The following is a 24121-nucleotide window of genomic DNA, read 5'->3' on the forward strand; positions in this document are numbered from 1 at the left end:
GCTCGGCCGATGGACGTCACACGGTTTTCCGGGAGCGTATACGGCAGCATCCGCGACGGTGTCCTTGTTGTCACGATCGACAATCCGCCCGTCAATGCTCTGTCCACCGATGTCAGGGAAGGCCTCTGCCGGGCCCTCGACCATGCTGTAAGCCTGGAAGGTGCGGCCGGCGTCGTCATCACGGGAGCCGGCAGAGTGTTCGTGGGCGGCGCAGACATTCGTGAATTCGCAACACCCCCGGTGGCACCCATTTTGCCGGATGTGACACAACGAATCGAGCAATCCGACAAGCCGGTCGTCGCAGCCATTAACGGCGCGGCACTCGGTGGCGGTGCCGAGATTGCACTCGCCTGTCATGGCCGGGTCGCAAGCGCGGCGGCGATCTTCGGCCTGCCCGAGGTCAAGCTCGGCATTGTGCCTGGCGCGGGAGGCACACAGCGGCTGCCGCGTCTCGTCGGGACTGCCCACGCAGTGGAGATGATCGGCAGCGGTCGCAGCGTCAAAGCCGATGAGGCGAAGAGATTCGGTCTCATCGACGCCTTGGCCGACGACGCGGTCGCGGAAGCCGTCACATTGGCGCATGGCATGGCGAACGCGCCGCTGAGGCGTACTGGCGAGTTGGCCGTCGTGCCGGCGGACGAAGCCGAGACTGAGGCCATGGCTAGCAAAGTACTGGCCAAGGCACGCGGGCAGGTCGCGCCGGCCGAAGCCGTCAGGCTGGTCAGGGCTGCTGCCCTCACCAGCCTCGAGAAAGGCCTCGCGGACGAACGCACGACATTCCTGCGGCTGCGTGATTCCGACGAGGCGGCCGCCTTGCGCCACGTCTTCTTCGCGGAACGGCAAGCCGGCAAGGTAGCGAAACTGGAGGGCATCAGTCCGCGCCCCGTCGTCACGGTCGGCATCGTCGGGCTCGGCCTGATGGGTTCGGGCATCGCCGTCTCGGCCCTTACGGCGGGCTATTGCGTGATCGGCGTCGAGCAAACGGACGATGACGCGCAAAAGGGCCGCACATGCATTGTCGGCCTCCTTGGCAAGGCGGCGCAGTCGGGCCGCCTCACGCCGGACGCGCGCAAGGCCTGCCTGCAACGGCTCGCCACCACCGCCGACTTGACGGCGCTCTCCGGGGTCGACTTGGCGATCGAGGCGGTGTTCGACAATCTTGCGATCAAGACCGACCTGCTCCAGCGGCTCGACGGCGTCGTCCGGCCCGACGCGATTCTGGCCACCAACACCAGCTATTTGAATCCCGATGAACTCGCCGCGGCGACCATCCATCCCGAGCGGATCGTCGGGCTGCATTTCTTCTCGCCTGCAAATGTCATGCGCCTCGTCGAAGTTATCGATTGCGCGGCGACCCGGCTGGACGTGCTTGCCACAGCCCTCGCCTTCGCCAAGCGGCTCGGCAAGCTGCCTGTTGTATGCAGCGCGGCAGAAGGCTTCATCGGCAATCGTATCTTTTCCGCCTATCGCCGCGAAGCCGAATTCATGGTTGAGGACGGCGCCATGCCGGAAGAGATCGACGCCGCACTGGAAGCCTGGGGCTTTCCGATGGGCATCTTCGCCGTCAACGATATGGCCGGACTGGAGATCGCCTGGGCGCGGCGCAAGCGGCAGGCGGCCACGCGCAACCCGAACGAACGCTATGTCGAGATCGCCGACCAGCTGTGCGAGGCGGGCCGCCTCGGCCGCAAGACCGGCTGCGGCTGGTACACCTATTCGTCGGGCGAGAAGACGGTCGATCCGCAGGTCACGGCCCTCATCGAGACGGCGCGGAAGGCGAAGGGGATCGTGCCGCGCCAGTTCTCCGCCGACGAGATCGTGGCGCACCTGCTCCGCTCGATGGCGGACGAAGGGAGCGTGTTGCTATCGGAGGGCATCGCCGGGAGTGCCGGCGACATCGACCTCGTCATGATCAACGGCTATGGCTTCCCCGCCCACAAGGGCGGCCCGATGTTTCAGGCCCGGCTCAAAAGGGACAGCCATGCCTGAAGCCTTCATCTGCGACTATGTCCGCACGCCGATCGGCCGGTTCGGTGGTGTCCTGTCGGCAGTGCGCGCGGACGATCTTGCCGCGATCCCACTGAAGGCGCTGATACAGCGCAATGCCTCAATGGACTGGGCTGAGATCGACGACGTAATCTTTGGCTGCGCCAATCAGGCGGGCGAGGACAATCGCAATGTCGCGCGCATCGCGCTGCTTCTGGCCGGACTTCCAGTCCAGGTGTCCGGGACCACCATCAATCGGCTGTGCGGTTCGGGCATGGATGCCGTCATTGCCGCCGCCCGCGCAATCAAGGCCGGCGAGGCGGAACTGATGATCGCCGGCGGGGTCGAATCGATGAGCCGCGCGCCCTTCGTTATGCCGAAGGCCGATGCCGCCTTCTCACGCAAGGCCGAGATTTACGACACCACCATCGGATGGCGTTTCGCAAACCCCCTCATGGAAAAGCAATACGGGATCGAATCCATGCCGGAGACGGCGGAAAATGTGGCCGAAGACTTCAAGGTTTCCCGGCAAGACCAGGACGCCTTTGCCGCGCGCAGCCAGGCAAGGGCCGTCACGGCGCAGGACAATGGCCGGCTGGCGAAGGAAATCGTCGCCGTGATGATCCCGCAGCGCAGGGGCGATCCCGTGGTTGTTGACCGAGACGAGCACCCACGCGGCGGCTCGACTGTCGAGGCGCTGGCGAAGCTGCCGGCACCGTTCCGCCAGAGCGGCACGGTCACGGCCGGCAACGCCTCCGGCGTCAACGACGGTGCGGCCGCGCTGATCGTCGCTTCGGAAGCGGCGGCGAAAAGGCATGGCCTGACGCCGATCGCCCGGGTGTTGGGTGCCGCAACAGCCGGCGTCGAGCCACGCGTCATGGGCATGGGGCCTGTGCCAGCGACCCGCAGACTTTGCGCACGGCTCGGCCTCGAGCCGACTGATTTCGATGTGATCGAGCTCAACGAGGCTTTCGCCTCACAGGCGATTGCCGTGTTGCGCGAACTCGGCCTAAATGACCCGTCCCGCGTCAATCCTAACGGTGGAGCGATCGCCCTGGGGCATCCGCTTGGAATGTCGGGCGCGCGCATCACCGGGACCGCGGCGCTCGAACTGAAGGAGCGCAGCGCCAGGCGCGCGCTCGCGACAATGTGCGTTGGCGTAGGTCAAGGCATCGCGTTGGCGCTCGAACGTTTGTAGCAGCAGGCTGGTTGCCTTCGCGCGGAGGTAGGGGGGGCCGGCAGGCGCAAGAGTTACCCTGCTCTTCAAACCAGCCGCTGACCGATCTCAGTTTTGCCGATGGCGGCTATGCCCCATCACGACCAGAAAGTCCAAGCGTCCATTCCCTGGCGCCGAGCGGGCGCCGCGGCTAAGCAGTTATGAATAGACGCCCAGTAAGCGGATCGACCCGAGCGAAAGACGACTGCTATGGGACTTCGACATCCGCGATGGTGAACAGCGTTCGCGGCTGGCTGAAATAGGGAATGTGGTCCGGGAGGGGCCATCTAATAGCAATATGGAGCCGCTGGCTAGAAGCAGGTGAAGACCCCCGGGTCGCGGGGCTGAAGGTCCGTACTTGGGCGGAGCAGATCGCCTTCGGCGATGTCGTGGAGCGGCTCCATGACAAACTCGTTCAGCGTGGCAAGGCGGGTCTCCTCATTCTCGTCCAGCTGTGTACGGCCGTCAGCTTCATAGTCCTCGGACCGCGCTTCCTCATCGGCAGGTGTAGCCGCCGTCGATGGGAAGGTGGATGCCTGTGATCATCGAGGCGGCGTCGCTGAGCAGGAAGACAATTGGGCCGGCGACTTCGTCTTCGGTCGCCCAGCGGCCGAGCGGCATCTGTTTCAGGAAGGGTTCGGCGACATGCGGCTGGCTCCAATGGCCTGATGAGATCGGCGTCATCACCACGGTCGGGTTCACGCTGTTGACGCGGATGTTGTATTTGCCGAGTTCCAGGGCCGAGCAACGGGTGATGTTCTCAAGTGCGGCCTTGGAGGAGCCGTAGGAGATGTGGCCGTCGAGCGCGACCAGCGCCGCCTGGCTAGAGACGTTGACGATGGCGCCGCCCTTGCCGATCGCCACCATCTGCCGCGTCGCGTATTTGGTGACCAGCAGCGCGCCGCGCGCGTTGACGGTGATGACCTTGTCGAAGATGGCGATGTCGGTGTCCATCGGCGTCGCGATCTCGCCACCGAAGCCGCCGCAATTGACGACGCCCCAGAGGTCGAGGCCCTCGAGCGCATCGCGGATCTCGTTCTCGGAGGCGAGGTCGAAGGTCACTGTGCGGCAACCCGTCTCCCTGGCGATTGCCGCTAGCGCCTCTTGCGAGCGCCCGGCGGCGATCACATTGGCGTTGGCCTTGACCAGATGCCGCACGGTGGTGCCGCCAATGCCGCCGCTGCCGCCCGTCACCAGAATATTGCGTCCGTGAAAATCCGTCATGGTTCCCTCTTTGTGATGTTCTTCAAACGCGTTTCAGGCGGGCTCGGTAACTGCCGTCGCATCGGAAATTCGTTGACCTGCCTTGTTGAAGAGATGGCAGGCGCGCGGCGGCAAGGAGATGGCGATACGATCGCCCGCGCGTGCCATGCGGCCACCGCTGTCGCGGATGACCAGGCTCTCTTCGCCGTCGCGCACATAGATGAAGGTGTCGCTGCCCAACAGTTCGACCACGCTTGCGTGCACGATGAACGCATCGGCCTGCCCCTCGGCGGACAGCACGATGTGTTCAGGCCGAATGCCGACCGTCACTTCGGCGCCCGCCTGCGGTGGCTTCGAAACCGGCATCGTCAGCGAAAGCCCGAGGTCTAGGCTGATCGTCACCTGATTGCCTTCAACCTTGTCGACACAGCCCTTCAGGAAATTCATCGCCGGAGAACCGATGAAGCCGGCGACGAACAGATTGGCCGGCCGGTGATAGAGCTCGAGCGGCGCGCCGACCTGCTCGATGCGCCCGCCATTCATCACCACGATGCGGTCGGCGAGCGTCATCGCCTCGACCTGATCATGCGTGACATAGACCATGGTCGAGGCAAGCTCCGCCTTCAACCGCGCAATCTCGACGCGCATGCCGACGCGCAGCGCAGCATCCAGATTGGAGAGCGGCTCGTCGAGCAGGAAGAGCTTTGGCTTGCGCGTCATGGCGCGGCCGATGGCGACACGCTGGCGCTGGCCGCCGGAAAGCTCGCGCGGCTTGCGCTTGAGATAGGAGCCGAGCCGCAGTTTGTCGGCGGCGCGGCCGACGCGTTCGACGATCTCGGCGAGCGGCGTGCGGGCGATCTTCAGGCCGAAGCCGATGTTGCGGTCGACATTCATATGCGGATAGAGCGCGTAGGATTGGAACACCATCGCCACGCCCCGTTCCGGCGGCTCGGCACCGCTCATGTCGACGCCGTCGACCAGGATGCGGCCAGAGCTGATTGGCTCCAGCCCGGCGATGATGCGCAGCAAAGTCGACTTGCCGCAGCCCGACGGTCCGACCAGCACGCAGAACTCGCCATCCTCGATGGTCAGCGACAGTTCCGGAATGACCGTGGTGTGGCCGAAGGCCTTGGTGACCTTGTCGATCGAAAGCGTCGCCATGGGCCTAACCTTTCACCGCGCCGGCCAGCAGGCCGCGCACGAAGGCGCGCTGCACCAGCACATAGAGGAGGATGAGGGGGAGCGCGATCAGCGTCAGGATGGCGAAGAGCGCACCGGGGTTGGCCATGTAGAGGCCGGAATACTGCATCGGCACGATGGTGAGCGTCTTCATCTCGCTTCTGGTCAGGACGATGAGGGCAAGGAAGAACTCGTTCCAGGTGACGATGAACTGCCAGATGGTGACGAAGACCAGTGCTGGCCGCACGAGAGGCAGGGCGACATGCCAGTAAGTCTGCCAGGCGTTGCAGCCATCCACCCGCGCGGCCTCGAAAAGCTCGCGCGGCGCGTCTTCCATGAAGGCCTTGAGGATGACCATGGCGAACGGCACGCCGAGCGCCGCATAGGGCAGGATGAGGCCGATATAGGTGTTCACCCAGCCGAAATTCTTGAGCAGGATGGCGAGCGGTAGCACCATGGAGGCGAGCGGCACCATGAGTGTGGTCAGAAGGGTCGTATAGAGCAGCATCGAGCCCTTCAGCCGCAGGATCGCGCAGGCGAAGGCAAACAGCGAGGAGACCGCGACCACGATCGCCACCGTCGCGACGGTGATGATCAGGCTGTTGAGGAAAATGCCGCCCAGCGGATTGTCGCGGATCACGGTGACGAAATTGTCGAAGGTCACCGGCCAGGTGAAAAGCGCAGCGTCGAAGGCCTGTGCTGGTGTGCGCAGCCCGATCGACAGCATGTAGACCTGCGGGACCATCCAAAAGCCGAGCACGATGAAGAGGACAGCATGGATGACCACGCCACGCATGCGACTGCGGGCGAGCGGCGCCATCATGGCTTCTCCTTCCCCGCTGGCGACAGGCGGGCGCCGAGCACCGCGATCTGGATCAGCGACAATGCGAGCGCGATTACCAGGACGATGACCGAAAGCGCCGCGCCGCTTCCGGTGTCGCCCAGCACGAAACTCTGCTTGAAGATGAAGGTGCCGAACACTTCGCTCGCCCGGTTTGGACCGCCGCCGGTCATTAGATGCACGATCGGGAAAGTCTGCAGCGTGCCAATGACGCCGAGCAGCAGCAGCGATTTCGTCGCTGGCGCCAGCATCGGCACGATGACATGCACCGCAAGCCGCCAGCCCTTGGCGCCATCGATGCGGGCGGCATCGAGCACCTCGCTCGGCAAATTGGCGATGCCGGCGATGTACATCAGCATCGAAAAGCCGGTCCATTGCCAGATGTTAACGACGATCAGCGCGTAGATCGCGGTCTTCGGGTCGCCGATCGGCGATGTCATCATGACGATGCCGACATGCCTGAGATATTCCTGGGCGATGCCGTAATAGGGCGCGTAGATCTGCACCCAGACCAGGCTGATGACCGAGACCGAGGTCACCACCGGCAGGAAGAACATGGTGCGGAAGAAGCCGCGCAGCGCATGCGTGTGGCGCTCGATGAAATAGGCGAGCAGGCCGCCGATCAGCATCTGCACGGGAATGGTGATGACGCACCATAGCGCCATGTTGCGCACCACGATCCAGAAGGTCGGATCGCTGAGAACGCTCCTGTAGTTGGCAAGCCCGGCAAACACCGCTGCGCCATCCGTCCTGCCGGCATAGAAGCTTTGCTCGGCAACCCACAGGATGGGATAGGCGACGAAGACGACAAACAGCAGCGTTGCCGGCAGGGCAAAGAGATAGAGCGTCGAAGCTCTCGATGCCGATCGCCGTCTCACCGCCGCGACGGCAGCTCCGGCTCGCATGGCCTCTGCGCTCATGATGCTCGCCATCTTACACTGAAAAAGGGCCGGGCGCGTCTCCGCGCCCGGCAGTTGGTCTTGGGCTATTTCGCCGCGAGAGCTTTCTCGGTCGCTGCCTGGACGCCGGCAAGTGCCGCTTCCGGCTCGACGCTGCCGGCCGCGACGCCGGCAAGCGCATTGTCGAGCGCTTCGGCGACCGCCGGTGAGGCGAAGCGCTGGTTCTCGGCCTTCGGCAGGTCGGCCATGAAGCGGGCCGACATCTCCTTGACGTGGTCGGTGATGTCGCCCTTTGGCGCATTGCCATCAAAGGCCGGCAGGTCGTTGAGATCGTTCAGCGCTTCCTGCAGGCCAACGCCATCGGTCAGTTCGGCAAGGAAGGTCCAGGCCTCCGGATTCTTGCCGCCATTCTTGGTCAGGCCGTAGCCGATGTCGATGCCGCCGACCGGCGGGCTGGCGGAATTGCCGTCCTTGACCGGAGGCAGGTAGAAGAAGTCGAAGCCATCCATGTTCTGCACGAATTCCGACAGCGGCGGCGGGAACTTGCTTTCCTGCATCCACCAGGAACCCAGCGCCATCATGCCGACCTTTCCCTGCGCGAAGAGCTGCGCGCCGGTCGGATAGGCGTGGGCACCCAGCGCGCCCTGCTGGAAGATGCCGTCATCGAACAGGCCCTTCCAGGCCTTCATGGCGGCGACGAGTTCCGGCGCGGTCCAGGGTGTTTCACCGGCCTGCGCCTTGTCGACGATGCCGGCTGAGAACTGGTTGGCGAGCATCAGGAAAACGTTCTCGTTCTGCCAGCCATCGGCCGCGCCCTGGAACATCGGAATATAGCCGTTGTCCGTCAGCGCCTTGGCCGCCGCCTTCAACTCGTCATAGGTCTTGGGAGCCGAAAGTTTGAGCTTTTCGAAGATCTTGCGGTTGTACCAGATGCACAGAACCTGGGACTCCTGCGGAATGATGTAATAGTTCTCATCGCCCTTCGGATTGCCCATCAGCATCTGCTTGCGGTTGACGGGGAATACCTTCTCCGCCCACTTGTCGCCCCACTGTTTGGCGGCGCGTTCGTTCACCGCTTCGAGATTTTCGCGATACTGCTGGGTGAGCGAACCCGGCTGCAGGCCGATCACGTCAGGCAGGCTCCCGGAAGCCGCCGCCGCTTTCAGCGCGGTGATGTATTCGGGCGAGTAGTTGTAATAGGTGTAGTTGACCTTGACGTCGGGGTGGGCCTTCTCGAAAGCGGCGATCGATTTTTGCATCGTGCTCTGGACGAACCAGGACCAGACGGTGACCTCTTTCTGTTCGGCGTTGGCCGCGGCAGAAGACAGAGCGGCGGCGAGGATCGTCGTCGCAAGAAACAGCATCTTTCTCATCATATTCCTCCCTTTTTTGCTCCCAGATAAAGCGCATCGCGAGCCTCCACTCGCGGGCGCGGCGACCCATTACCGGGTCACGTCCACAGCGTGACGGCAATTGCCGTCATCGCTCATTGGTTCGGCGTCAGGCGGCTTTCGCAGCGGCTGACGTCAGCACCTCTTCGGTGATCGCCCGGTCATCGGCGAGCGGCCGGTTCGGCGTCAGTCCAAGCTTCTGCAGCTCGCCGTGATAGGCGCGCACCGCTTCCTCCGGAGCGATGGTGCCGTCGGCGACGGCCCGCATCAGCACGATCAGCTGCAGGGGCGCCTCGGCGAGGTTGATCTTGCGGCCGAAGAGAGCAAGGCGGGCGCCGTAGCGCTCCGACTGGGCGACGAGCTCGAACGTGTCGCGCGTGGTGCCGGCACCGCCGCCGAGCACGCCGACGATCAGCTCGGAATCGAAGCCGGCAAGCTCCTCCATCGCCTTCGGTCCGTTATAGGGCGTCTTCAGGAACAGCGGTCGCTCGGCCTTCGGCACGCTCGCCAGCGACTTGATGATGTTATCGTTGACGAACTCGCCGATCTGCTCGCGGCTGAAGCCGAGATCGACGCTCGGGTTAAACACCTCATAGAAATATTTGAAGCCGGTGCGCGCCGCCTCGGCGCGGAATTCGGCAAAGGCGTTCAAGGCGCGGAGATCAAGCTCGACATCGTTGCTGAAGGAGACCGAATAGAGGGCAAGGTCGGTGCCGTGCGTCGGGTAATTGGCGATGGCGCGCGTCAGGATCGCGTCGCGGAAGGGAAGGGACGCAGTCTGCGTGTAGGTGCCATGGCGCACGGCACCCCAGCACATCGTCTCCAGATTGCCACGGATGGCGGGCTTCATTTCGCTGCCGAAGAACGCGGCGCGCTCGTCGAGAAGCTCGAGGTTGGATTGCGACACCAGCATGATGTCGACGATGTCCTGTTTGATGATCGCCTCGATCTGGGCGATGAATTCCTGGCGGCTGCGGCGGCGCGGCGGCTTGACCGAATAGTCGAAGCCGGTCGCGGTCACGCCGGCGCCGACATCGCTGTCCTTGGCATCGGCGATGACGAAATCGGCCCGTGTGTAGCGGCCTGCGCGGATGTTCGCCAACTTGCGATCGAGCCTAGTTACCATCAGAGTTTCCTCAACTTTGAGATGTTTTTTGATAGCGGTCGACAACCGAGGCCGCCGCGTCCCTGCATTAAATTTGGTCTACCAATTTTTGTCAATATCTTTCTTTTCCTCTCCAAAAATTTGGCAAAAGTTGGGTGAAAGGGCTGGAGAAGGCAAAGATATGCAATATAAACAATCGCTTATTGGTTGGCTTCCCGACTGCATTCCGCTAAAAGAAGCCCTCAAAATTCCCCAGACCGCTCATCCAACTTCATAAAACCGACCTTATACGTCGCATGATTGGCTTCTTAACGATGCCAAAAGGGTAGATTTTTGGCACATTTAGAAAAACTTGCACGATCTGGCTTTGATAATGATTGACACGGTGAGAGAATTTGGTAGAAATTGATTAGAGAAGGCGATAACGTTCGACTTGGGAGGAGAACTCGCATGAATGAGACGCTGGGCGCCAATTGGCGTTCGCGCTATTCAGCGCTGACCGCTGCCATCCAGTCGCTGCCCAAGGCGGCGGGGAGCTGTCAGGGTGGCCCTCTTTCCCAAGGGGTGTTCCTCTGCGGGATGAGCACGGTCGTCGATGCTCGGGCTGACATGCATGACATGGATGCCTTGGCAAACGCCCCACCGGCTTCGCGAGCGCACGATCTTTTCAAAACGCTTCAGGATCGTGCCGCCAGAGGTGTTGGCGGAGAAATCAAGTTCGATTGGCCTGAAGGTCCTGATTGGCTGCGGGGCAGGATCACGCTGAGTCATGCTCTTGGCGGGACCGGACCGCAGGCAGCATGGGTGCTATCAAAGCTGGGTGCGCGTGCGGTGATCGCATTGGAAGACCGCCACCCGTTCATGTTGAAACAAATACCGCCGGGAGTGCTCGTCGCTCAGCATGACAAACTAGTTGATGCATCGGAGATCGTGCCCCGCGAGCCGGCTGTCCCTGAGACATTCATCTTCGAGTACACGGCAGGGAGGCCAATTGGCGACGTAATTCCGCGACGTTCTTCACGCATTATTGTCCGGTTCCTAGACCGCGGCCTCCAGGACGACAGTGAGTTCGACAAGCTATCGGTTCGCCTTGCTTCGAGCGCGGCAGCAGGCCTCCTGTCTGGCCTGAATGACACAGCTTTTGCCGATCTGCCCCAAGCCTCCGAAAAGCTTTTTGCGCTCGCACGAGCCTGGCGCGCCAAAGGGTTGAAGACAATTCATTTCGAATTGGCTGGATATTCATCCAAAGAAGCCCTGAGCCTGGTCCTGGCAGATCTTCGTGGATCGATCACATCGATAGGAATGAGCCATTCCGAACTCATCGGGATGTACCCTGACGCCGAGCTTCCTTTGAATGCCATGATTTCGCTGGGCGAGCGTCTGGGTCTCGATCGCGTTTGCGTCCATGCGGACACATGGGCGGCAGCAGTAACCAAGAGCGACCCGAATCTGGAGCTCAGTGCATTGATGACAGGCTGCGCGATCGCGTCAGCCAGAGCCGCAAACGGCAGCCCGGTGGATGTTGTGACGCTCGCACCGGAAGCGGAATTCCAACCGCTGCCGTTCGAAGCCTATGCGCGCCGGGGCGAGTGGACCTTCGTGGCCTGTTCGGCCCCCTTCCTCGAAAGGCCCCAGACAACTCTAGGTCTCGGCGACAGTTTTACGGCCGGGTGCCTGCTTGTGCTCGGGCACAAGACCCAGGCGCACGGCGCCTGGCTTTAGCTTTCTTGAAACAGGAATTCGGACGCGGTGTCCGTGCACGCGCCATCATCCGGCGTTTTGGAGGAGAAAATGAAGAAAACATTTATTGGACTGCTGCTTGGCGCGACGGCGCTTCTGGGAACGCAAGCCCTGGCGGAAACGACGCTAACTATCGCGACGGTCAACAACAACGACATGATCGTCATGCAGAAACTCTCGAAGGACTTCGAGCAGAAGAACCCGGACATCAAGCTCAACTGGGTCATCCTCGAGGAGAACGTGCTTCGCCAAAAGGTGACGACGGACATCGCCACCCAGGGCGGCCAGTACGACATCATGACGATCGGCATGTTCGAGACGCCACTTTGGGGCGAGAAGGGCTGGCTTTCCGAATTCTCGAACATCCCCGCCGACTACAAGCTAGATGATGTCCTGAAATCGGTCCGCGACGGGCTTTCGATCGACGGCAAGCTATACGCCCTGCCGTTTTACGCCGAGAGCCAGATGACGTTCTATCGCAAGGATCTCTTTGACAAGGCCGGCATTCAGATGCCCGACCAGCCGACCTGGGAACAGATCGGCCAGTTCGCGGAGAAAATCACGGACAAGGACAAGGACATCTACGGTGTCTGCCTGCGCGGCAAGCCAGGTTGGGGTGAAAACATGGGGCAGATCGGCCCCGTCGTGAACAGCTATGGCGGTCGTTGGTTCGACATGGAATGGAAGCCGCAACTTGACACCGCACCGTGGAAGGAAGGCGTTTCGACCTATGTCGATCTGCTGAAGAAGTACGGCCCGCCTGGCGCCGCTTCCAACGGCTACAATGAAACCTTGGCCCTGTTCGCAAGCGGAAAGTGCGGCATGTGGGTCGACGCGACGGTTGCTGCGGGCATGCTTTCTGACCCTAAGCTGAGCCAGGTGTCCGACAAGTTGGGCTACGCTCACCCGCCTGTCGGTAAGTTCAACAAGGGCAACCACTATTTGTGGTCATGGGCCTTGGCAGTGCCTGCCTCGACCAAGAATGGGGACGCTGCGAAAAAGTTTATCTACTGGGCGACCTCGCAGGACTATATCAAACTCGTTGCCCAAGCCAATGGCTGGGCGGCCGTGCCTCCCGGCACGCGTACGTCGACCTACGAGACGCCGGAATACATCAGCGCTGCGCCGTTCGCGAAGCTGACGCTGGAAACCATCCAGACGGCGAATCCGACCGATGCGACGCAGGATAAGGTTCCCTATCGCGGCATCTCCTATGTCGGGATCCCTGAATTTCAGAGCTTCGGAACGGCTGTTGGCCAAAAGATGTCGGCTGTGATCGCCGGCAAGCAATCCGTCGATGAGGCTCTGAAGGAATCCCAAGCGCTCGTTGCGAGGGCGATGAAGCAGGCGGGTTATCCAAAGAAGTAACCGTCCCCAGTGCGATATTGATCGGCGGCGCCTCCCTGTCGCCGGTCAAGGGGTGGCAGTTTTCCGAGCTGCCACCCCGGCTTTCCTAGCAGCTCGAACACGGCAACAATCCCATGTCACAGAACCAAGCCAAGACGGTCGCCGTAATTTCCGACGAGGGACCGCTTATAAATACGAAACCGCTGATGGCGCCGTCGGTCATCCTGCTCTTTATCTGGATGATTGTACCGCTTGCGATGACGCTCTGGTTCTCGGTGCGGCGTTACAATCTGCTCGATCCGAGCAGCACCAGCTTTGCCGGCTTCGACAATTACACATTCCTGCTTACCGATCCGACGCTCCTCCATGCATTGCAAAATACCATTGTGCTTGTTGTAGGCGTTCTCGCTGCCACGATCATTTTTGGCGTCGCCTGCGCGATGGCACTTGACGCGCCCTTTCCCGGCCGCGGGATCGCTCGGCTTCTGTGCATTGCACCTTTCTTCGTCATGCCAACGGTCAGCGCTCTTATTTGGAAGAACCTTTTGATGCACCCGGTGAACGGGCTGTTCTCGTGGATGCTCAAGTCAGTCGGCCTGCCAGCAATCGACTGGTTCAGCGACTATCCGCTGATCTCGGTCGGCATAATAGTCGCCTGGCAGTGGATTCCCTTTGCGACACTTATCTTGTTGACCTCCCTCCAGTCGCTCGATCGCGAGCAGGTCGAAGCCGCCCGCATGGACGGAGCTCGCGGGTGGACGCTGTTCACGAACATCACCCTACCTCATCTTTATCGATCCATGACGATCGTCGTGATGATTGAGACGATATTCCTGCTGTCCGTGTTTGCCGAGATACTTGTGACTACATCCGGCGGTCCTGGGGAAGCAACCACCACATTGCCGTTCCTGATCTACAAAACTGCGCTGCTTGACTACGATGTCGGTGGCGCTTCCGCGGGTGGCGTGGTTGCGATAGTGCTTGCAAACATCGTCGCCTTCTTCCTCGTGCGCACAATTGCTCACAATCTGGAGCGCTGAGATGGAACAGTCCACAGCTCAAAAAATAGCAACGGCAGTGTTCGGCTGGGGCGTCAGCCTGGTGATGGCTTTCCCGATCTTGTGGATGACGCTGGCGGCCTTCAAGACCGAGAACCAAGCCATCTCGTCTCCGCCTGTCCTGTTTTTTAGGCCGACTCTTGAGAACTTCTCGGCGGTCTTCGAGCGCGCGAACTATCCGCATTTCTTCATGAACAGCGTCGTTATTTGCGGCGGGTCAACGTTGTTGGCGTTGCTCATCAGCCTTCCAGCCGCCTATGCGATGGCGTTCTATCCAACCAAGAGAACCAAGGACATCCTCGTCTGGATGCTGTCGACCAAGATGATGCCGGCCGTTGGCGTACTGGTCCCGATTTACCTGATGTTCCAAAGCGTCGGGTTGATGGACACCCGAATTGGCCTGACCGCCATGTACACGCTGATCAATCTTCCGATCGTGGTGTGGATGCTCTTCACATTCTTCAAGGACGTCCCGAGGGAAATCCTTGAAGCCGCATTGCTCGACGGCGCCCGGCCGCTTCAGCAATTCTGGATGCTGCTCCTGCCGCTCACCCTACCGGGAATCGCCTCGACCTGTCTGCTCGCGACTATCCTGTCGTGGAACGAAGCCTTCTGGAGCATCAATCTATCCACCTCCCAGGCGACGCCGCTGACCGCCTTCATCGCGTCCTTCTCGAGCCCGGAGGGGCTGTTCTGGGCGAAGCTTTCAGCGGCCTCGTTGCTGGCGGTTGGCCCGATCCTGGTGTTCGGCTGGATGACGCAAAGACAACTCGTCCGCGGTCTTACCTTCGGCGCCGTGAAATAGGAGAACAAACTTTGTCCAGCGTAACTTTGAAGGGTATCCGCAAGTCCTTCGGCGGCCTTGAGGTCGTAAGCGGCGTTGACCTGCACATCAAGGATCAGGAGTTCGTCGTCCTTGTCGGCCCTTCGGGCTGCGGGAAGACGACGCTGCTCAGAATGATCGCTGGTCTGGAATCCATATCGGGCGGCGAGTTGCTGATCGATGGGCAAGTCATGAACAGGGTTCGTCCCGACGAACGCGGGCTGGCGATGGTTTTCCAGAGCTACGCCCTCTATCCCCACATGACCGTGGCTGACAATATGAGCTTTGCGCTGCGCTTGGCGAAGGTCAGCAAGGCCGAGCGCGACCGGAAAGTGAACGATGCCGCAAAGATTCTGCAGCTCGATCATCTCTTGCAACGGCGCCCGGCTCAGCTTTCTGGCGGGCAGCGTCAGCGAGTCGCTATCGGCCGCGCCATTGTCCGCGACCCGAAAGTGTTCTTGTTTGACGAGCCTCTCTCCAACCTAGACGCGGCCCTTCGGATCCAGATGCGTATCGAGCTTGCGCGCCTGCACAAGCAACTCTCCGCCACGATGATTTACGTCACGCATGACCAAGTGGAAGCGATGACGATGGCCGACCGGATCGTCGTCGTGAACAAGGGCGTCATCGAGCAGCTCGGCACCCCTATGGAAATCTACCAGAACCCTTCCACTGTGTTCGTAGCGGGGTTTATCGGCTCTCCGAAGATGAACCTGTTCGAAGCTGACACAGCTCTGGAAAATGGACAGGCGGTGGCGATTCTAGACAACCGCGGGCAGCGCATTCCCCTTCCCGTCGATCCACCACGTGGCGCACGCGTTACCCTCGGCATCCGACCGGAGGCATTGAACGTCGACAGCCAGGGCCCGCTCGGAGGCGAGATTACGGTGATAGAACATCTCGGCGGCGAGACCCTTACTTACATCGACATCGGCAACGGAAAGCTCGCGACGGTCAAGACCGGAGAGGCTTCGCTGGGACAAGTGGGTGATACAGTTCGCGTTTCCTTTCCACCCGATCGCCTTCATGTGTTCGGCCCTGACGGTCGGGCACTTCTCAACCATCGCAATCACTGAGCGTAAGGACAGTCCTTCATGTTTCTTGAAAAGTATCGTCTCGATGGGCGCACGGCATTTGTTACCGGCGGCGGCCGGGGCATAGGCCTGTCTTCGGCAGAGGCTTTGGCCGAGGCCGGGGCGAAGGTGATCATCTCAGATATGAACACCGAAGTTCTCGAGGCGGGCCGCCGAGAGATGGAGCAAAAAGGCTACGATGTAGAAGCCGTCGTCCTCGACGTCACGAACTCAAAGGCGGTTGCGGAGGCGGCGAGAGCGGCAAACACCAAACACGGCGCCGTCGACATCCTGATCGCCAATGCCGGTATTGCCTGGCCCGATACAGGCGGCGAAGACATGACGGATGACGTCTGGCTGAAGGTAGTGGACGTTGACCTCAATGGAACGTATTGGTCGTGTCGCGAGTTCGCCCGGCCGATGTTGGAGCGGGGGCGCGGATCCATCGTAACGCTGGGCTCGATGTCCGGCCTGATTTCGAACAAACCGCAGCGTCAAGTCCACTACAATGCAGCAAAGGCTGCCGTTCACCACATGACCAAGAGCCTTGCGGGTGAATGGGCTGAACGCGGCGTGCGAGTGAATTGTGTGGCGCCCACCTATGTCGATACGCCGATGTCGCAGGGCGGGTTCACTCAATCCAACCGCATGCCAATCTGGATGGATATGACGCCAATGAAGCGCGTCGCTCGAGCCGACGAGATTGCTTCACCGATCCTCTTCCTGGCTTCGGACGCTTCAAGCGCGATGACCGGTGCGGTGGTCGTGGTGGATTGCGGTTACACGATTTGGTAGGAATGGAAAGACCAGAACCGCAAGCACGATGGATTCAATGGACACGCAGACCAAGCGAGTTGAGCTTCTGCCCGCGAAGCGGCGTGCCCTTATCCTTGAGCACCTCCGAGTTAACGGCGCGGCCAGTATTCAGGAACTCGCCGACACGATCGGCGGTTCGCAATCTACGGTCCGTAGGGACCTCGAACATCTGGTCGACCGTGGATACCTCGAACGAACCCATGGCGGCGCTCACCTGATCCAGCCGGCCCGAGCGACATTTGAGCGGGAAGAACAGGTGAATGCCGAGTTGCGTCACGCGGAAAAAGTCGCAATTGGTCGCGAGGCGGCCAGAAGATTGAGTCCCGGCGACAGCGTGATACTCGACGGATCGAGCACTGTGATGGAGGCTGCCCGAGCCGCTGCAGAGCGCGAAATCCCGCTAACTATCGTTACCAATAGTCTCGATATTGCCCAATTTTGTGCCGGGGTTCGCCAATGGCGTGTGATCGTGGCCGGCGGGTCGATTCGGCCAGGTTTTCGAAATTTAGCTGGCCACCCCGGGGAGGAGTTCATACGAACTCTTCATGCTGATATCTGTCTGACCGGTGCATCGGCGGTTACTGGAACGCTTCTCACCGACAGTTCCTTGGAAGTTGCTTCGATGAAGCGCGCCATGATCTCCGCTGCCAGAAAGACAATCCTGCTGGTTGACAGCTCGAAGTTCACCGTTCCTGGCTTCTGCACGCTCTGCGACGTCGCGGAACTGCAGGAAGTCATCACTGACGATGGAATTCAGCCAGACGCACTCGCCTCCTTGAAGATGTCGGAAACACCCGTGTCGATCGTCCCAAACAGTCGAAGCTGATCAGCTGGCCAATGCCCGTTCGTGCTTGAGCTGCGGTGCAATGCCCGCAGATAAGCGATCGCCAATCCAACCTCTCTCGCTATCCAGAATGCCATGGGCTCGGCGTTTTAATTTCAGGCATTTATCATTTCGTGTCTACGTCTTTGACCGCTATGGATCGAGGCCGCTGAAAAGCGTAGTCGAGGTGCCGTTTCGAGGGTGATTGCCTTCCTCAGATGATTTGCACGGAGGGACTGACCAATGATGGGGGGTAGCAAGCATACCGGGGTGGTTCTTCAGTTATGATCTGGAAGGCCGCGATCACCGATTGGGCGGCCCTCACCGACCGCCACGGGCCCCCGCGTCCAGTTCCGATCTGCATCGGGGTCACATCTCCGATCGGCACGTCACCGTAGGACTGATTGACTGGATCAAGGCCCAAGTTCTCGACGGCCACACTGCCGGACAGATCATCACTCCCGCCAATGGTCAGCGATCGGAAGACGATAGCGACGGTGTGATGATGCGAGGGCGTGTCCGGCGAACTACCGGCCCCTTTGGCCAGTGCGACGGCACCCTGCTACTGGGTCGAGCATCAGCCGGATGGCGACCAGGACGGATCAGTTCGCATGTACAACCCACATGGCGTCTCGGTCGGGCTTGGCCTGTCGTAAATATCACATCTGACTGTCGAAATAGGTCATCCCTGAGTTCGCAATCAGCGACCCGCCATCCACGGCATACTCCGCACCGTTGACGAAGCTCGCGGCAGGCGAAAGCAAGAAAGCAATGACTTCCGCCGCCTCCATCGCGGTCCCCGCCCTTCGCTGCGGCACATGCTCGCTGACCTTGTGATAGGCGGCTTCCAGATCATCACCAATCGGCAGTGCCCTCATCTCCTCATCGCCCATCTCGGTGCGGATCCATCCAGGCGTCACTGTATTCGCCCTTACCCCGAAGCGGGCATTTTCGTAGGCGATACACTTCATGAGCTGGCCAATTCCAGCCTTAGCCGCCGCATATGCGCCAAGTCCCGGGCCGGTTTGCACGGCGCCGACCGAACTCACCGCCACGATAGCCCCTCGGCTCTCGATGAGATGCGGTAGCGCCGCCTGCGCCATAACGAAGGGCGCGGTCAGGTTGACGTCGATCTGGCGGTTCCAGTCATCGATCGCCATATCAGCCACCGGCGCGGCGACGACCATGCCGGCATTGAGAACCAGTCCGTCCAGTCGACCATATCGAGCGACCAAGTCCGCGACGAGTTTGCGCGCCGCACCGTAGTCGGTGACGTCAATCACAGCCGTATCTGCTCTCGTTTTCGCCGCCACCACATCGAGTGAGGCCTCGCTTCGATCACAAACGACAACCCTGCTGACCCCCATTAGCCGTTCCGCGACTGCCGCCCCGATTCCGCTGCCGCCGCCTGTCACAATCACGACGGAACCATCTCGCAGCGTGCGATCCCCTTCTCGCGACATACGTAGAACCTCCTTTGTTTGACTCAAATGTATTTAATATTTTAGATTCAGGATTTTTCGATGAAACCACTTTCAGGTTATTTTCATGATCGGGATGGCGCACTCAACTCTTCTGCTTCCAAGGTGCAAAAGGCGGGACATCGAAATCGCGGATCCCGGCAAATCGTCGCCGTGCCAACCGCATATCGGCTCTTGATGGTCCCGGCCGCCAATTCCGGCATTGGCTGTTCACAGGTGCTATTAGGATGGGATTACGTCGGTTCTTGCCCATCCCCCCATGTGGCGGGGTGGACAGCGGCGACAGCCTAATATCGTCTTGCGAAATGCGAGCCGGGGCCTCACAACCGACTGAAAATCACATCTCACGATGTTTCAGTCGTGCAGCCATTCCGTGACAGCGCCGCGGGAGCGACCCAAATTGGCCATTTAAGGGCATGACGAATGCTGGCACATGAGCCAAACCATGAAAGAGAAGACCAGGGTCACTCGCACCCAGCCCTAAGATACCCAAGAAGCGGGTCAGTTCGGCGAGATTGCCGGGTCAGTCCTCAGCAAAAAATCGACACTGCGGAGCGTTGCGTGCCAGAAACCGTATTCGACATGAGAAAATCGTCCGTCCCTCACTCGGGGGTGGATATAATAGTAATTGATGGAGTCTCACTGATAACAATGGCGTTAATCGTGCGACCATTGAGGTATGCAGCATCGACGACTCATCAAGCAACGCCCATCCGTACATTTGGATGGCCAAATAAGGTGGTCAGCTCTTGCGATGGGATTGAACTGACACTTGACGATACTTTTCAAAATTCGCGTTACGTTGCAGACGATATTGAGCCTCACACCGTAATTATCTGTGGCGGATGGCAAGGGAATTATCCCCCTGCGCTACTCGATTTTGTTAGGTGCATTTACGCCAATAACATAAGGATTTTTTCAGTGGGGCCAGCCACTTGGCTCTTGGCGGAGGCAGGCTTGGAGAAGCTCACCGATTGCGCCGTCCACTGGGCAGAAGCCGGACGGTTTCTCCGCGATTTTCCTAGCATCCGGGCTACAGAACAAATCGCGTCTTTCGGGCACCAACTGTGTAGCTCCCCAGGTGAACTTGCCACTCTCGAGCTCTCCATGCGTATTGTTGGAGACTTATTTGACACTGCCACTTGCGAGGCCGTTTTGGATAAAATGCTCGTGGACCGGATTCGCCAGCCTTATTTTCAGCAGGTTCCCGTTGGCCCGCGAGACGCTAACGCAGACCCTTTTACCCAAGCGCTTAGCCTCATGGAATCCAACATCGCGAACCCGCAGCCGCTAGAGCGCATATTCGAGCTCTGTGGGCTTTCAAGGAGGCAATGTGAGAGATTGTTCAAGGATAAGCTTTCTCTGGCTCCCCATCAGGCTTATATAGAAATTAGGCTGAAGAGAGCAAAGTCGCTTCTTGAAGAAACAGACCTGCCAATTAAAGATATTCATACGGCATGCGGTTTTGCAACCCCAGCAACGTTCAACCGGTTGTTCATGCGCGCCTTCTCAAAACGACCTTCAGATGTACGTCGTCGTTTAGATACCGCAGACGCGGCGTAACAAAGGGCTGCGACATTCAACACAGAACAAAGGTGCGGCGCCATCCGCACCATGCCGAACGGATCACACTTCACGGACGGCACGTGGAAGGCGCCGTCGGCCATCCTACGCTTCGTCTCGTGCCTTGTTTGACGCCGTTGCGACAAAGAGTTGGCGCGCTGCAGATTATCCTGCACAGTGATGCGCGCTACTCCCAAGACGACCGCAATGTCGCGGGAGTTTGTCGCGCTTCCGGCAAGCCGAAGCTTTGTCTCTACCGTCTCAGGGGTCAGCCTTCTCTTGCCCGCATCAAAATGTCCTCGTTCATGGCGAGGCCATTGATGCCAAAGTTGCTGACCCAGGAGCCGAGCTTTTCTGTGCCGAAAACAGGCCGGCCTTTGATCGCCGCCGGCATCACGTCGGAATCCGCACTCAGGCGCGCGCGCCCGGATGATCTGCGCTGCTCGTCGTCGGGAGAACCCAACGTCTATCCATTGCGTGCTTCAGCGCGGCTTCCAACTCGGCAGTGGTTTCATACGAGGGCATTTGCGCCTCGTTTATCCAGCCGAGGCCGAGGTGTCGGAAGTGATCCGCCGGCACCGTTACCCGGCTTTTGTCCAGTTCCTGCACGAAGTCAGCAGACCAATGGTGGATCGTATATGCTTCAAGTCTATCCATCATCATTCGCCAGCGTTGTATGCGCTCCTCGCGCGGCATGTTGGCCGCTCTGGAAATCGCAGTCGCGATCTCTTCAGGGCGGGTCGGATCCACGAGCAGCGCTTCGTTCTCTTTGAAGTCTTCGGCTGCACCCGCAAACTTCGATAGGACCAGAACGCCAGGATCGTTCGGATCTTGCGCAGCGACATATTCTTTGGCTACCAAATTCATGCCGTCACGCAAGGGTGTCACCACGCCAACGTGCGCGGCTCGATAAAGACTCGCGAGTTGTGCCTGGGTGAAAGAATTCTTCTCGTACAAAATCGGCCGCCACTCGTCCGTGCCGTGCTCGCCATTGACCCGGCTGACCAAGCTGTCGACATTACGCTCATACTCTCCATACGCTGCGATTTGAGTGCGTGAGGGTATGGCGATCTGCAAGAGCGAAATGCTCCGCGGCTCGGCTGCTACCACCTGATTGAAAGCTTCGATCCGGTTGTCGATACCCTTGGTGTAGTCGAGACGGTCGACGCCGATTGCAAGCTTCGCGCCATTGAGTTTGTTCTGCAAGGACGAGATAAAGTCGTTCTGTTCCGCAAGCGACACCGCAGCATTTTCTGCGAACTGCTTGGGATCGATACCGATCGGGAACTTTTGGCAGCGCGTCTGCCTGCCCTGCGAGATCACTATGCCGTTCTTGCTTTCCAGCCCGAGATGAGAATGGACGCAGGCAAGGAAGTTATTCCGGTCCCAGTTGGTCTGAAAGCCAAGCAGATCGTATTCGAGCATCGATTTCATGAGTTCACGATGATTGGGTACTCGCTCTATCAAGTCAGGCGCCGGCCAAGGCGTATGTAGGAAGAAGCCGATTGGCCGGTCGATGCCAAGTTTGTGCAGATCGGCGCCCAGCGGAAGGAAATGATAATCATGCACCCAGAATGCGTCCCGATCCCTCAGGTCGAACGCCGCGCGCCCCACGAAAGCATTGACCTCGCGATAGCTTTCATAGTGGTTTTCCGCACCTGACGAAACCCGGTCGAGCAGCGAGTGGAACGCTGGCCACAGCATAGAATTCGCAAAACCCTCGTAGTAACCAGGATAATGCGCGGCCGGCAGATCGAGCCTCGCCACGTGGCCCTCGCCACACTGCGCGAGGGCCACGGGCCGGTCATTGCCATCGCCCAAGTTGCCCGAGGACCCCATCCAGACGGCGCCGGAACGGCTCACAACGGGCTCGAGGGCAGCGGCAAGGCCGCCAGTCGGGGGCTGATCGGGGTTAAATGTCGCAACGCGGTTCGAAACGACGACAAGTTTCATATTTGGTTTCTGGGTTTCGGTATCGAGGCGGCCCTCCTGCTGGGGAGAGCCAACGGGACGGGAAGGAGCAGCACCTGCTTGTTGCATCGGCCTCTGTGGTGCCTCGCTCAAGCGCCGCTCAAAGGCCGCTTGGTCCATGAGCTGCTGTTGTTGCGTGGCGTGTGATGTTTCAGCGGAGCCTAGAGCGGCTGCGCAAACAAGGTTATTGATTATATCCATTCCAAATTCCCCATTATGTCTCCGCTTGATGCAGGCTCGCTGATCGCAGCAGCTAAGCAGCGGATTTCTGCACATAGGACGTCTACCTTTCGAGAGACTGACGGGCTCAGAGCTAATTATGGCGGCATCAATTGTCAGCCAAATGGGGTCGGACGTGATTAGCTGGACGGCCCCTGCACCAGCGAAGCTTGGCAAAGATGCGGGTCATATGTGGGCGTATAGGAAGGCAACCACCCAGAGGATCACGTTTCAGCGTAAATGCCGCGACCTGAAATCGCTTACTGGAAAACCTGCCGCGAATGCATCCATGCCAGGTGGTGCAAACATTATGTTTTTGCGACAGGGCGCAAGGTGAACGTCCTGAAGCTGACATCCGTCGGATGTTCGAACGTCGACATCGAGCCATTCCGCTTGCAGTGCGCGAAGCGGTTGGTTGCGCTTTCAAGGAAGCTTCGCATCAGCATCGACGTTCGTCGGCATGGTTCTTGCTTCCCGTTGCGCATGGTTGGTGAAGAACGAACGGCCAGACCGGCTGCTCGGCGCTACAATCAATCGTTACGGCTGGATGCAGCCCGGAAGTGGAGCTAGGAAATGACGTGCATTGTCGGTTTGATCAACGATGGATCAGTTCACATCGGGGGCGATAGTGCCGGGGTGGTCGGCTACTCGCTCACGGTGAGAGCCGATCGCAAGGTCTTCCGAAACAAGGACTTCGTCTTTGGCTTTACGAGCTCGTTTAGGATGGGTCAGCTGTTGGCGCATTCTTTCAAGCCGCCAAAGAGACACCCGGACATTGATGTCTATACCTTTATGGTGACGGAGTTCGTCAATGCGCTGCGCCAATGCCTGAAAGATGGCGGCTACGCCGAGCGGCATCACGAAGCCGAGCGCGGTGGCACCTTCCTCGTCGGCTATGCCGGACGACTCTTCAAAATCGCGGGCGACTATCAGGTTGGCGAGTCGGCAGATGATTTCGATGCCTGTGGGTGCGGCGAGCAAATAGCGTTGGGCGCGCTCTTAGCCTCTCCAAATTCTCCACCGCGCGAAAGGTTGACGATCGCGCTCCAGGCCGCCGAGCGGTTTTCGGCCGGCGTGCGCACCCCGTTTCACTTCGAGACTCTGGGGCCGCCCCACATTCAGGTCCCTTCCAATTAACGGAGACAGCGCGTCCAGATCCTTAGACTACACGCCGCCAGACCGAAATGCGCTTGTCGCCACAGGGCAGTCGTGGCGAGGCCCGAAAGATGGGCAGTCCAAAGGAAATACGCTTCGTCGTTGCCGGCATGTGACCTTGCCCCTCTGATCTAATCCGGTTTGAAGTTCGTTCTGGCCCATAGAGAGGACCAGGACATGAAACGTAGCCGCTTCTCTGAAGAGCAGATCATCGGAATTTTGAAGGAACATG

At 59.9% G+C, this 24121-nt stretch carries 20 protein-coding genes; 11 read left to right on the forward strand and 9 right to left on the reverse strand.

What is annotated here, in order from left to right; translation table 11 throughout:
* The first annotated feature begins 9 nt into the window (after positions 1–9).
* Both OHD58_RS26350 and pcaF read left to right on the forward strand, forming a co-directional pair.
* Complete coding sequence (locus OHD58_RS26350) at positions 10–1989, forward strand: 3-hydroxyacyl-CoA dehydrogenase NAD-binding domain-containing protein (RefSeq protein WP_263806597.1); 1980 nt, start codon at positions 10–12, stop codon at positions 1987–1989.
* Positions 1982–3184 carry a 3-oxoadipyl-CoA thiolase gene (gene pcaF / locus OHD58_RS26355; RefSeq protein WP_263806598.1) on the forward strand — a complete coding sequence of 401 codons (1203 nt, stop codon included), beginning with the start codon at positions 1982–1984 and terminating at the stop codon, positions 3182–3184. Before OHD58_RS26350 ends, pcaF begins: the two co-directional genes overlap by 8 nt.
* 513 nt (positions 3185–3697) lie before the next feature.
* Here the strand turns inward: pcaF and OHD58_RS26360 are convergent.
* The 6 genes from OHD58_RS26360 to OHD58_RS26385 all read right to left on the reverse strand — a co-directional run bounded on the left by OHD58_RS26360 (position 3698) and on the right by OHD58_RS26385 (position 9841).
* Positions 3698–4426 (reverse strand): SDR family oxidoreductase, encoded by a 729-nt coding sequence (locus OHD58_RS26360; protein WP_263806599.1) that lies wholly within the window; start codon positions 4424–4426, stop codon positions 3698–3700.
* A 33-nt stretch (positions 4427–4459) separates the two neighbouring features.
* Complete coding sequence (locus OHD58_RS26365) at positions 4460–5566, reverse strand: ABC transporter ATP-binding protein (protein ID WP_263806600.1); 1107 nt, start codon at positions 5564–5566, stop codon at positions 4460–4462.
* 4 nt (positions 5567–5570) lie between these two features.
* Entirely contained in the window at positions 5571–6404 is an 834-nt protein-coding gene (locus OHD58_RS26370; protein WP_263806601.1) for a carbohydrate ABC transporter permease, read from the reverse strand.
* Complete coding sequence (locus tag OHD58_RS26375; RefSeq protein WP_263806602.1) at positions 6404–7345, reverse strand: carbohydrate ABC transporter permease; 942 nt, start codon at positions 7343–7345, stop codon at positions 6404–6406. The genes OHD58_RS26370 and OHD58_RS26375 overlap by 1 nt, the downstream gene beginning before the upstream one ends.
* A 65-nt stretch (positions 7346–7410) precedes the next feature.
* Positions 7411–8697 (reverse strand): ABC transporter substrate-binding protein, encoded by a 1287-nt coding sequence (locus OHD58_RS26380; protein ID WP_263806603.1) that lies wholly within the window; start codon positions 8695–8697, stop codon positions 7411–7413.
* 127 nt (positions 8698–8824) lie between these two features.
* On the reverse strand, positions 8825–9841 hold the full coding sequence (locus OHD58_RS26385) for a hypothetical protein (protein ID WP_263806604.1): 1017 nt from the start codon (positions 9839–9841) through the stop codon (positions 8825–8827).
* 429 nt (positions 9842–10270) lie between these two features.
* On the opposite strand from OHD58_RS26385, the gene OHD58_RS26390 reads away from it, so the two are divergent.
* The 7 genes from OHD58_RS26390 to OHD58_RS26420 all read left to right on the forward strand — a co-directional run bounded on the left by OHD58_RS26390 (position 10271) and on the right by OHD58_RS26420 (position 17503).
* Entirely contained in the window at positions 10271–11542 is a 1272-nt protein-coding gene (locus OHD58_RS26390; RefSeq protein ID WP_263806605.1) for an ADP-dependent glucokinase/phosphofructokinase, read from the forward strand.
* 69 nt (positions 11543–11611) lie between these two features.
* On the forward strand, positions 11612–12928 hold the full coding sequence (locus OHD58_RS26395) for an ABC transporter substrate-binding protein (RefSeq protein ID WP_263806606.1): 1317 nt from the start codon (positions 11612–11614) through the stop codon (positions 12926–12928).
* 185 nt (positions 12929–13113) lie between these two features.
* Entirely contained in the window at positions 13114–13947 is an 834-nt protein-coding gene (locus OHD58_RS26400) for a carbohydrate ABC transporter permease (protein ID WP_263806621.1), read from the forward strand.
* 1 nt (position 13948) lies between these two features.
* Positions 13949–14770, forward strand: a complete 822-nt coding sequence (locus OHD58_RS26405) for a carbohydrate ABC transporter permease (protein ID WP_263806607.1) — start codon at positions 13949–13951, stop codon at positions 14768–14770.
* A gap of 11 nt (positions 14771–14781) precedes the next feature.
* Entirely contained in the window at positions 14782–15864 is a 1083-nt protein-coding gene (locus OHD58_RS26410) for an ABC transporter ATP-binding protein (RefSeq protein WP_318528297.1), read from the forward strand.
* 18 nt (positions 15865–15882) lie between these two features.
* Positions 15883–16656, forward strand: a complete 774-nt coding sequence (locus tag OHD58_RS26415; RefSeq protein ID WP_263806608.1) for an SDR family NAD(P)-dependent oxidoreductase — start codon at positions 15883–15885, stop codon at positions 16654–16656.
* 37 nt (positions 16657–16693) lie between these two features.
* Positions 16694–17503: a DeoR/GlpR family DNA-binding transcription regulator gene (locus tag OHD58_RS26420; RefSeq protein ID WP_263806609.1), complete on the forward strand. Its 810-nt coding sequence runs from the start codon at positions 16694–16696 to the stop codon at positions 17501–17503.
* A gap of 656 nt (positions 17504–18159) precedes the next feature.
* Here the strand turns inward: OHD58_RS26420 and OHD58_RS26425 are convergent.
* The gene (locus tag OHD58_RS26425; protein ID WP_263806610.1) at positions 18160–18963 is read right to left on the reverse strand and encodes an SDR family NAD(P)-dependent oxidoreductase; all 804 of its coding nucleotides are present in this window, start codon (positions 18961–18963) and stop codon (positions 18160–18162) included.
* Positions 18964–19938: 975 nt separating this feature from the next.
* On the opposite strand from OHD58_RS26425, the gene OHD58_RS26430 reads away from it, so the two are divergent.
* Positions 19939–20544: a helix-turn-helix domain-containing protein gene (locus tag OHD58_RS26430; protein WP_006204364.1), complete on the forward strand. Its 606-nt coding sequence runs from the start codon at positions 19939–19941 to the stop codon at positions 20542–20544.
* Between the two features lie 268 nt (positions 20545–20812).
* Here the strand turns inward: OHD58_RS26430 and OHD58_RS26435 are convergent, their stop codons facing one another.
* Positions 20813–20938, reverse strand: coding sequence for a hypothetical protein (locus OHD58_RS26435; protein ID WP_006204365.1), 126 nt, complete (start codon positions 20936–20938; stop codon positions 20813–20815).
* Between the two features lie 17 nt (positions 20939–20955).
* Positions 20956–22716 carry an alpha,alpha-trehalose-phosphate synthase (UDP-forming) gene (locus OHD58_RS26440; RefSeq protein ID WP_263806611.1) on the reverse strand — a complete coding sequence of 587 codons (1761 nt, stop codon included), beginning with the start codon at positions 22714–22716 and terminating at the stop codon, positions 20956–20958.
* A gap of 591 nt (positions 22717–23307) precedes the next feature.
* On the opposite strand from OHD58_RS26440, the gene OHD58_RS26445 reads away from it, so the two are divergent.
* A complete protein-coding gene (locus OHD58_RS26445; RefSeq protein WP_006204368.1) occupies positions 23308–23871 on the forward strand; it encodes a hypothetical protein in 564 nt (187 codons plus the stop codon).
* The last annotated feature ends 250 nt before the right edge of the window (positions 23872–24121 follow it).

The sequence above is a fragment of the Mesorhizobium sp. ZC-5 genome (assembly GCF_025753855.1).
Lineage (GTDB): Bacteria > Pseudomonadota > Alphaproteobacteria > Rhizobiales > Rhizobiaceae > Neomesorhizobium.

What these genes read in the sequence shown, in the direction of transcription:
- OHD58_RS26365 (WP_263806600.1), bottom strand. Translation starts at nt 5,566, where the DNA reads ATGGCGACGCTTTCGATCGACAAGGTCACCAAGGCCTTCGGCCACACC.
- OHD58_RS26405 (WP_263806607.1), top strand. Translation starts at nt 13,949, where the DNA reads ATGGAACAGTCCACAGCTCAAAAAATAGCAACGGCAGTGTTCGGCTGG.
- OHD58_RS26380 (WP_263806603.1), bottom strand. Translation starts at nt 8,697, where the DNA reads ATGAGAAAGATGCTGTTTCTTGCGACGACGATCCTCGCCGCCGCTCTG.
- OHD58_RS26445 (WP_006204368.1), top strand. Translation starts at nt 23,308, where the DNA reads ATGACGTGCATTGTCGGTTTGATCAACGATGGATCAGTTCACATCGGG.
- OHD58_RS26400 (WP_263806621.1), top strand. Translation starts at nt 13,114, where the DNA reads ATGGCGCCGTCGGTCATCCTGCTCTTTATCTGGATGATTGTACCGCTT.
- pcaF (WP_263806598.1), top strand. Translation starts at nt 1,982, where the DNA reads ATGCCTGAAGCCTTCATCTGCGACTATGTCCGCACGCCGATCGGCCGG.
- OHD58_RS26395 (WP_263806606.1), top strand. Translation starts at nt 11,612, where the DNA reads ATGAAGAAAACATTTATTGGACTGCTGCTTGGCGCGACGGCGCTTCTG.
- OHD58_RS26435 (WP_006204365.1), bottom strand. Translation starts at nt 20,938, where the DNA reads ATGCCGGCGGCGATCAAAGGCCGGCCTGTTTTCGGCACAGAAAAGCTC.
- OHD58_RS26385 (WP_263806604.1), bottom strand. Translation starts at nt 9,841, where the DNA reads ATGGTAACTAGGCTCGATCGCAAGTTGGCGAACATCCGCGCAGGCCGC.
- OHD58_RS26420 (WP_263806609.1), top strand. Translation starts at nt 16,694, where the DNA reads ATGGACACGCAGACCAAGCGAGTTGAGCTTCTGCCCGCGAAGCGGCGT.
- OHD58_RS26360 (WP_263806599.1), bottom strand. Translation starts at nt 4,426, where the DNA reads ATGACGGATTTTCACGGACGCAATATTCTGGTGACGGGCGGCAGCGGC.
- OHD58_RS26415 (WP_263806608.1), top strand. Translation starts at nt 15,883, where the DNA reads ATGTTTCTTGAAAAGTATCGTCTCGATGGGCGCACGGCATTTGTTACC.
- OHD58_RS26375 (WP_263806602.1), bottom strand. Translation starts at nt 7,345, where the DNA reads ATGAGCGCAGAGGCCATGCGAGCCGGAGCTGCCGTCGCGGCGGTGAGA.
- OHD58_RS26370 (WP_263806601.1), bottom strand. Translation starts at nt 6,404, where the DNA reads ATGGCGCCGCTCGCCCGCAGTCGCATGCGTGGCGTGGTCATCCATGCT.
- OHD58_RS26390 (WP_263806605.1), top strand. Translation starts at nt 10,271, where the DNA reads ATGAATGAGACGCTGGGCGCCAATTGGCGTTCGCGCTATTCAGCGCTG.
- OHD58_RS26440 (WP_263806611.1), bottom strand. Translation starts at nt 22,716, where the DNA reads ATGGATATAATCAATAACCTTGTTTGCGCAGCCGCTCTAGGCTCCGCT.
- OHD58_RS26425 (WP_263806610.1), bottom strand. Translation starts at nt 18,963, where the DNA reads ATGTCGCGAGAAGGGGATCGCACGCTGCGAGATGGTTCCGTCGTGATT.
- OHD58_RS26350 (WP_263806597.1), top strand. Translation starts at nt 10, where the DNA reads ATGGACGTCACACGGTTTTCCGGGAGCGTATACGGCAGCATCCGCGAC.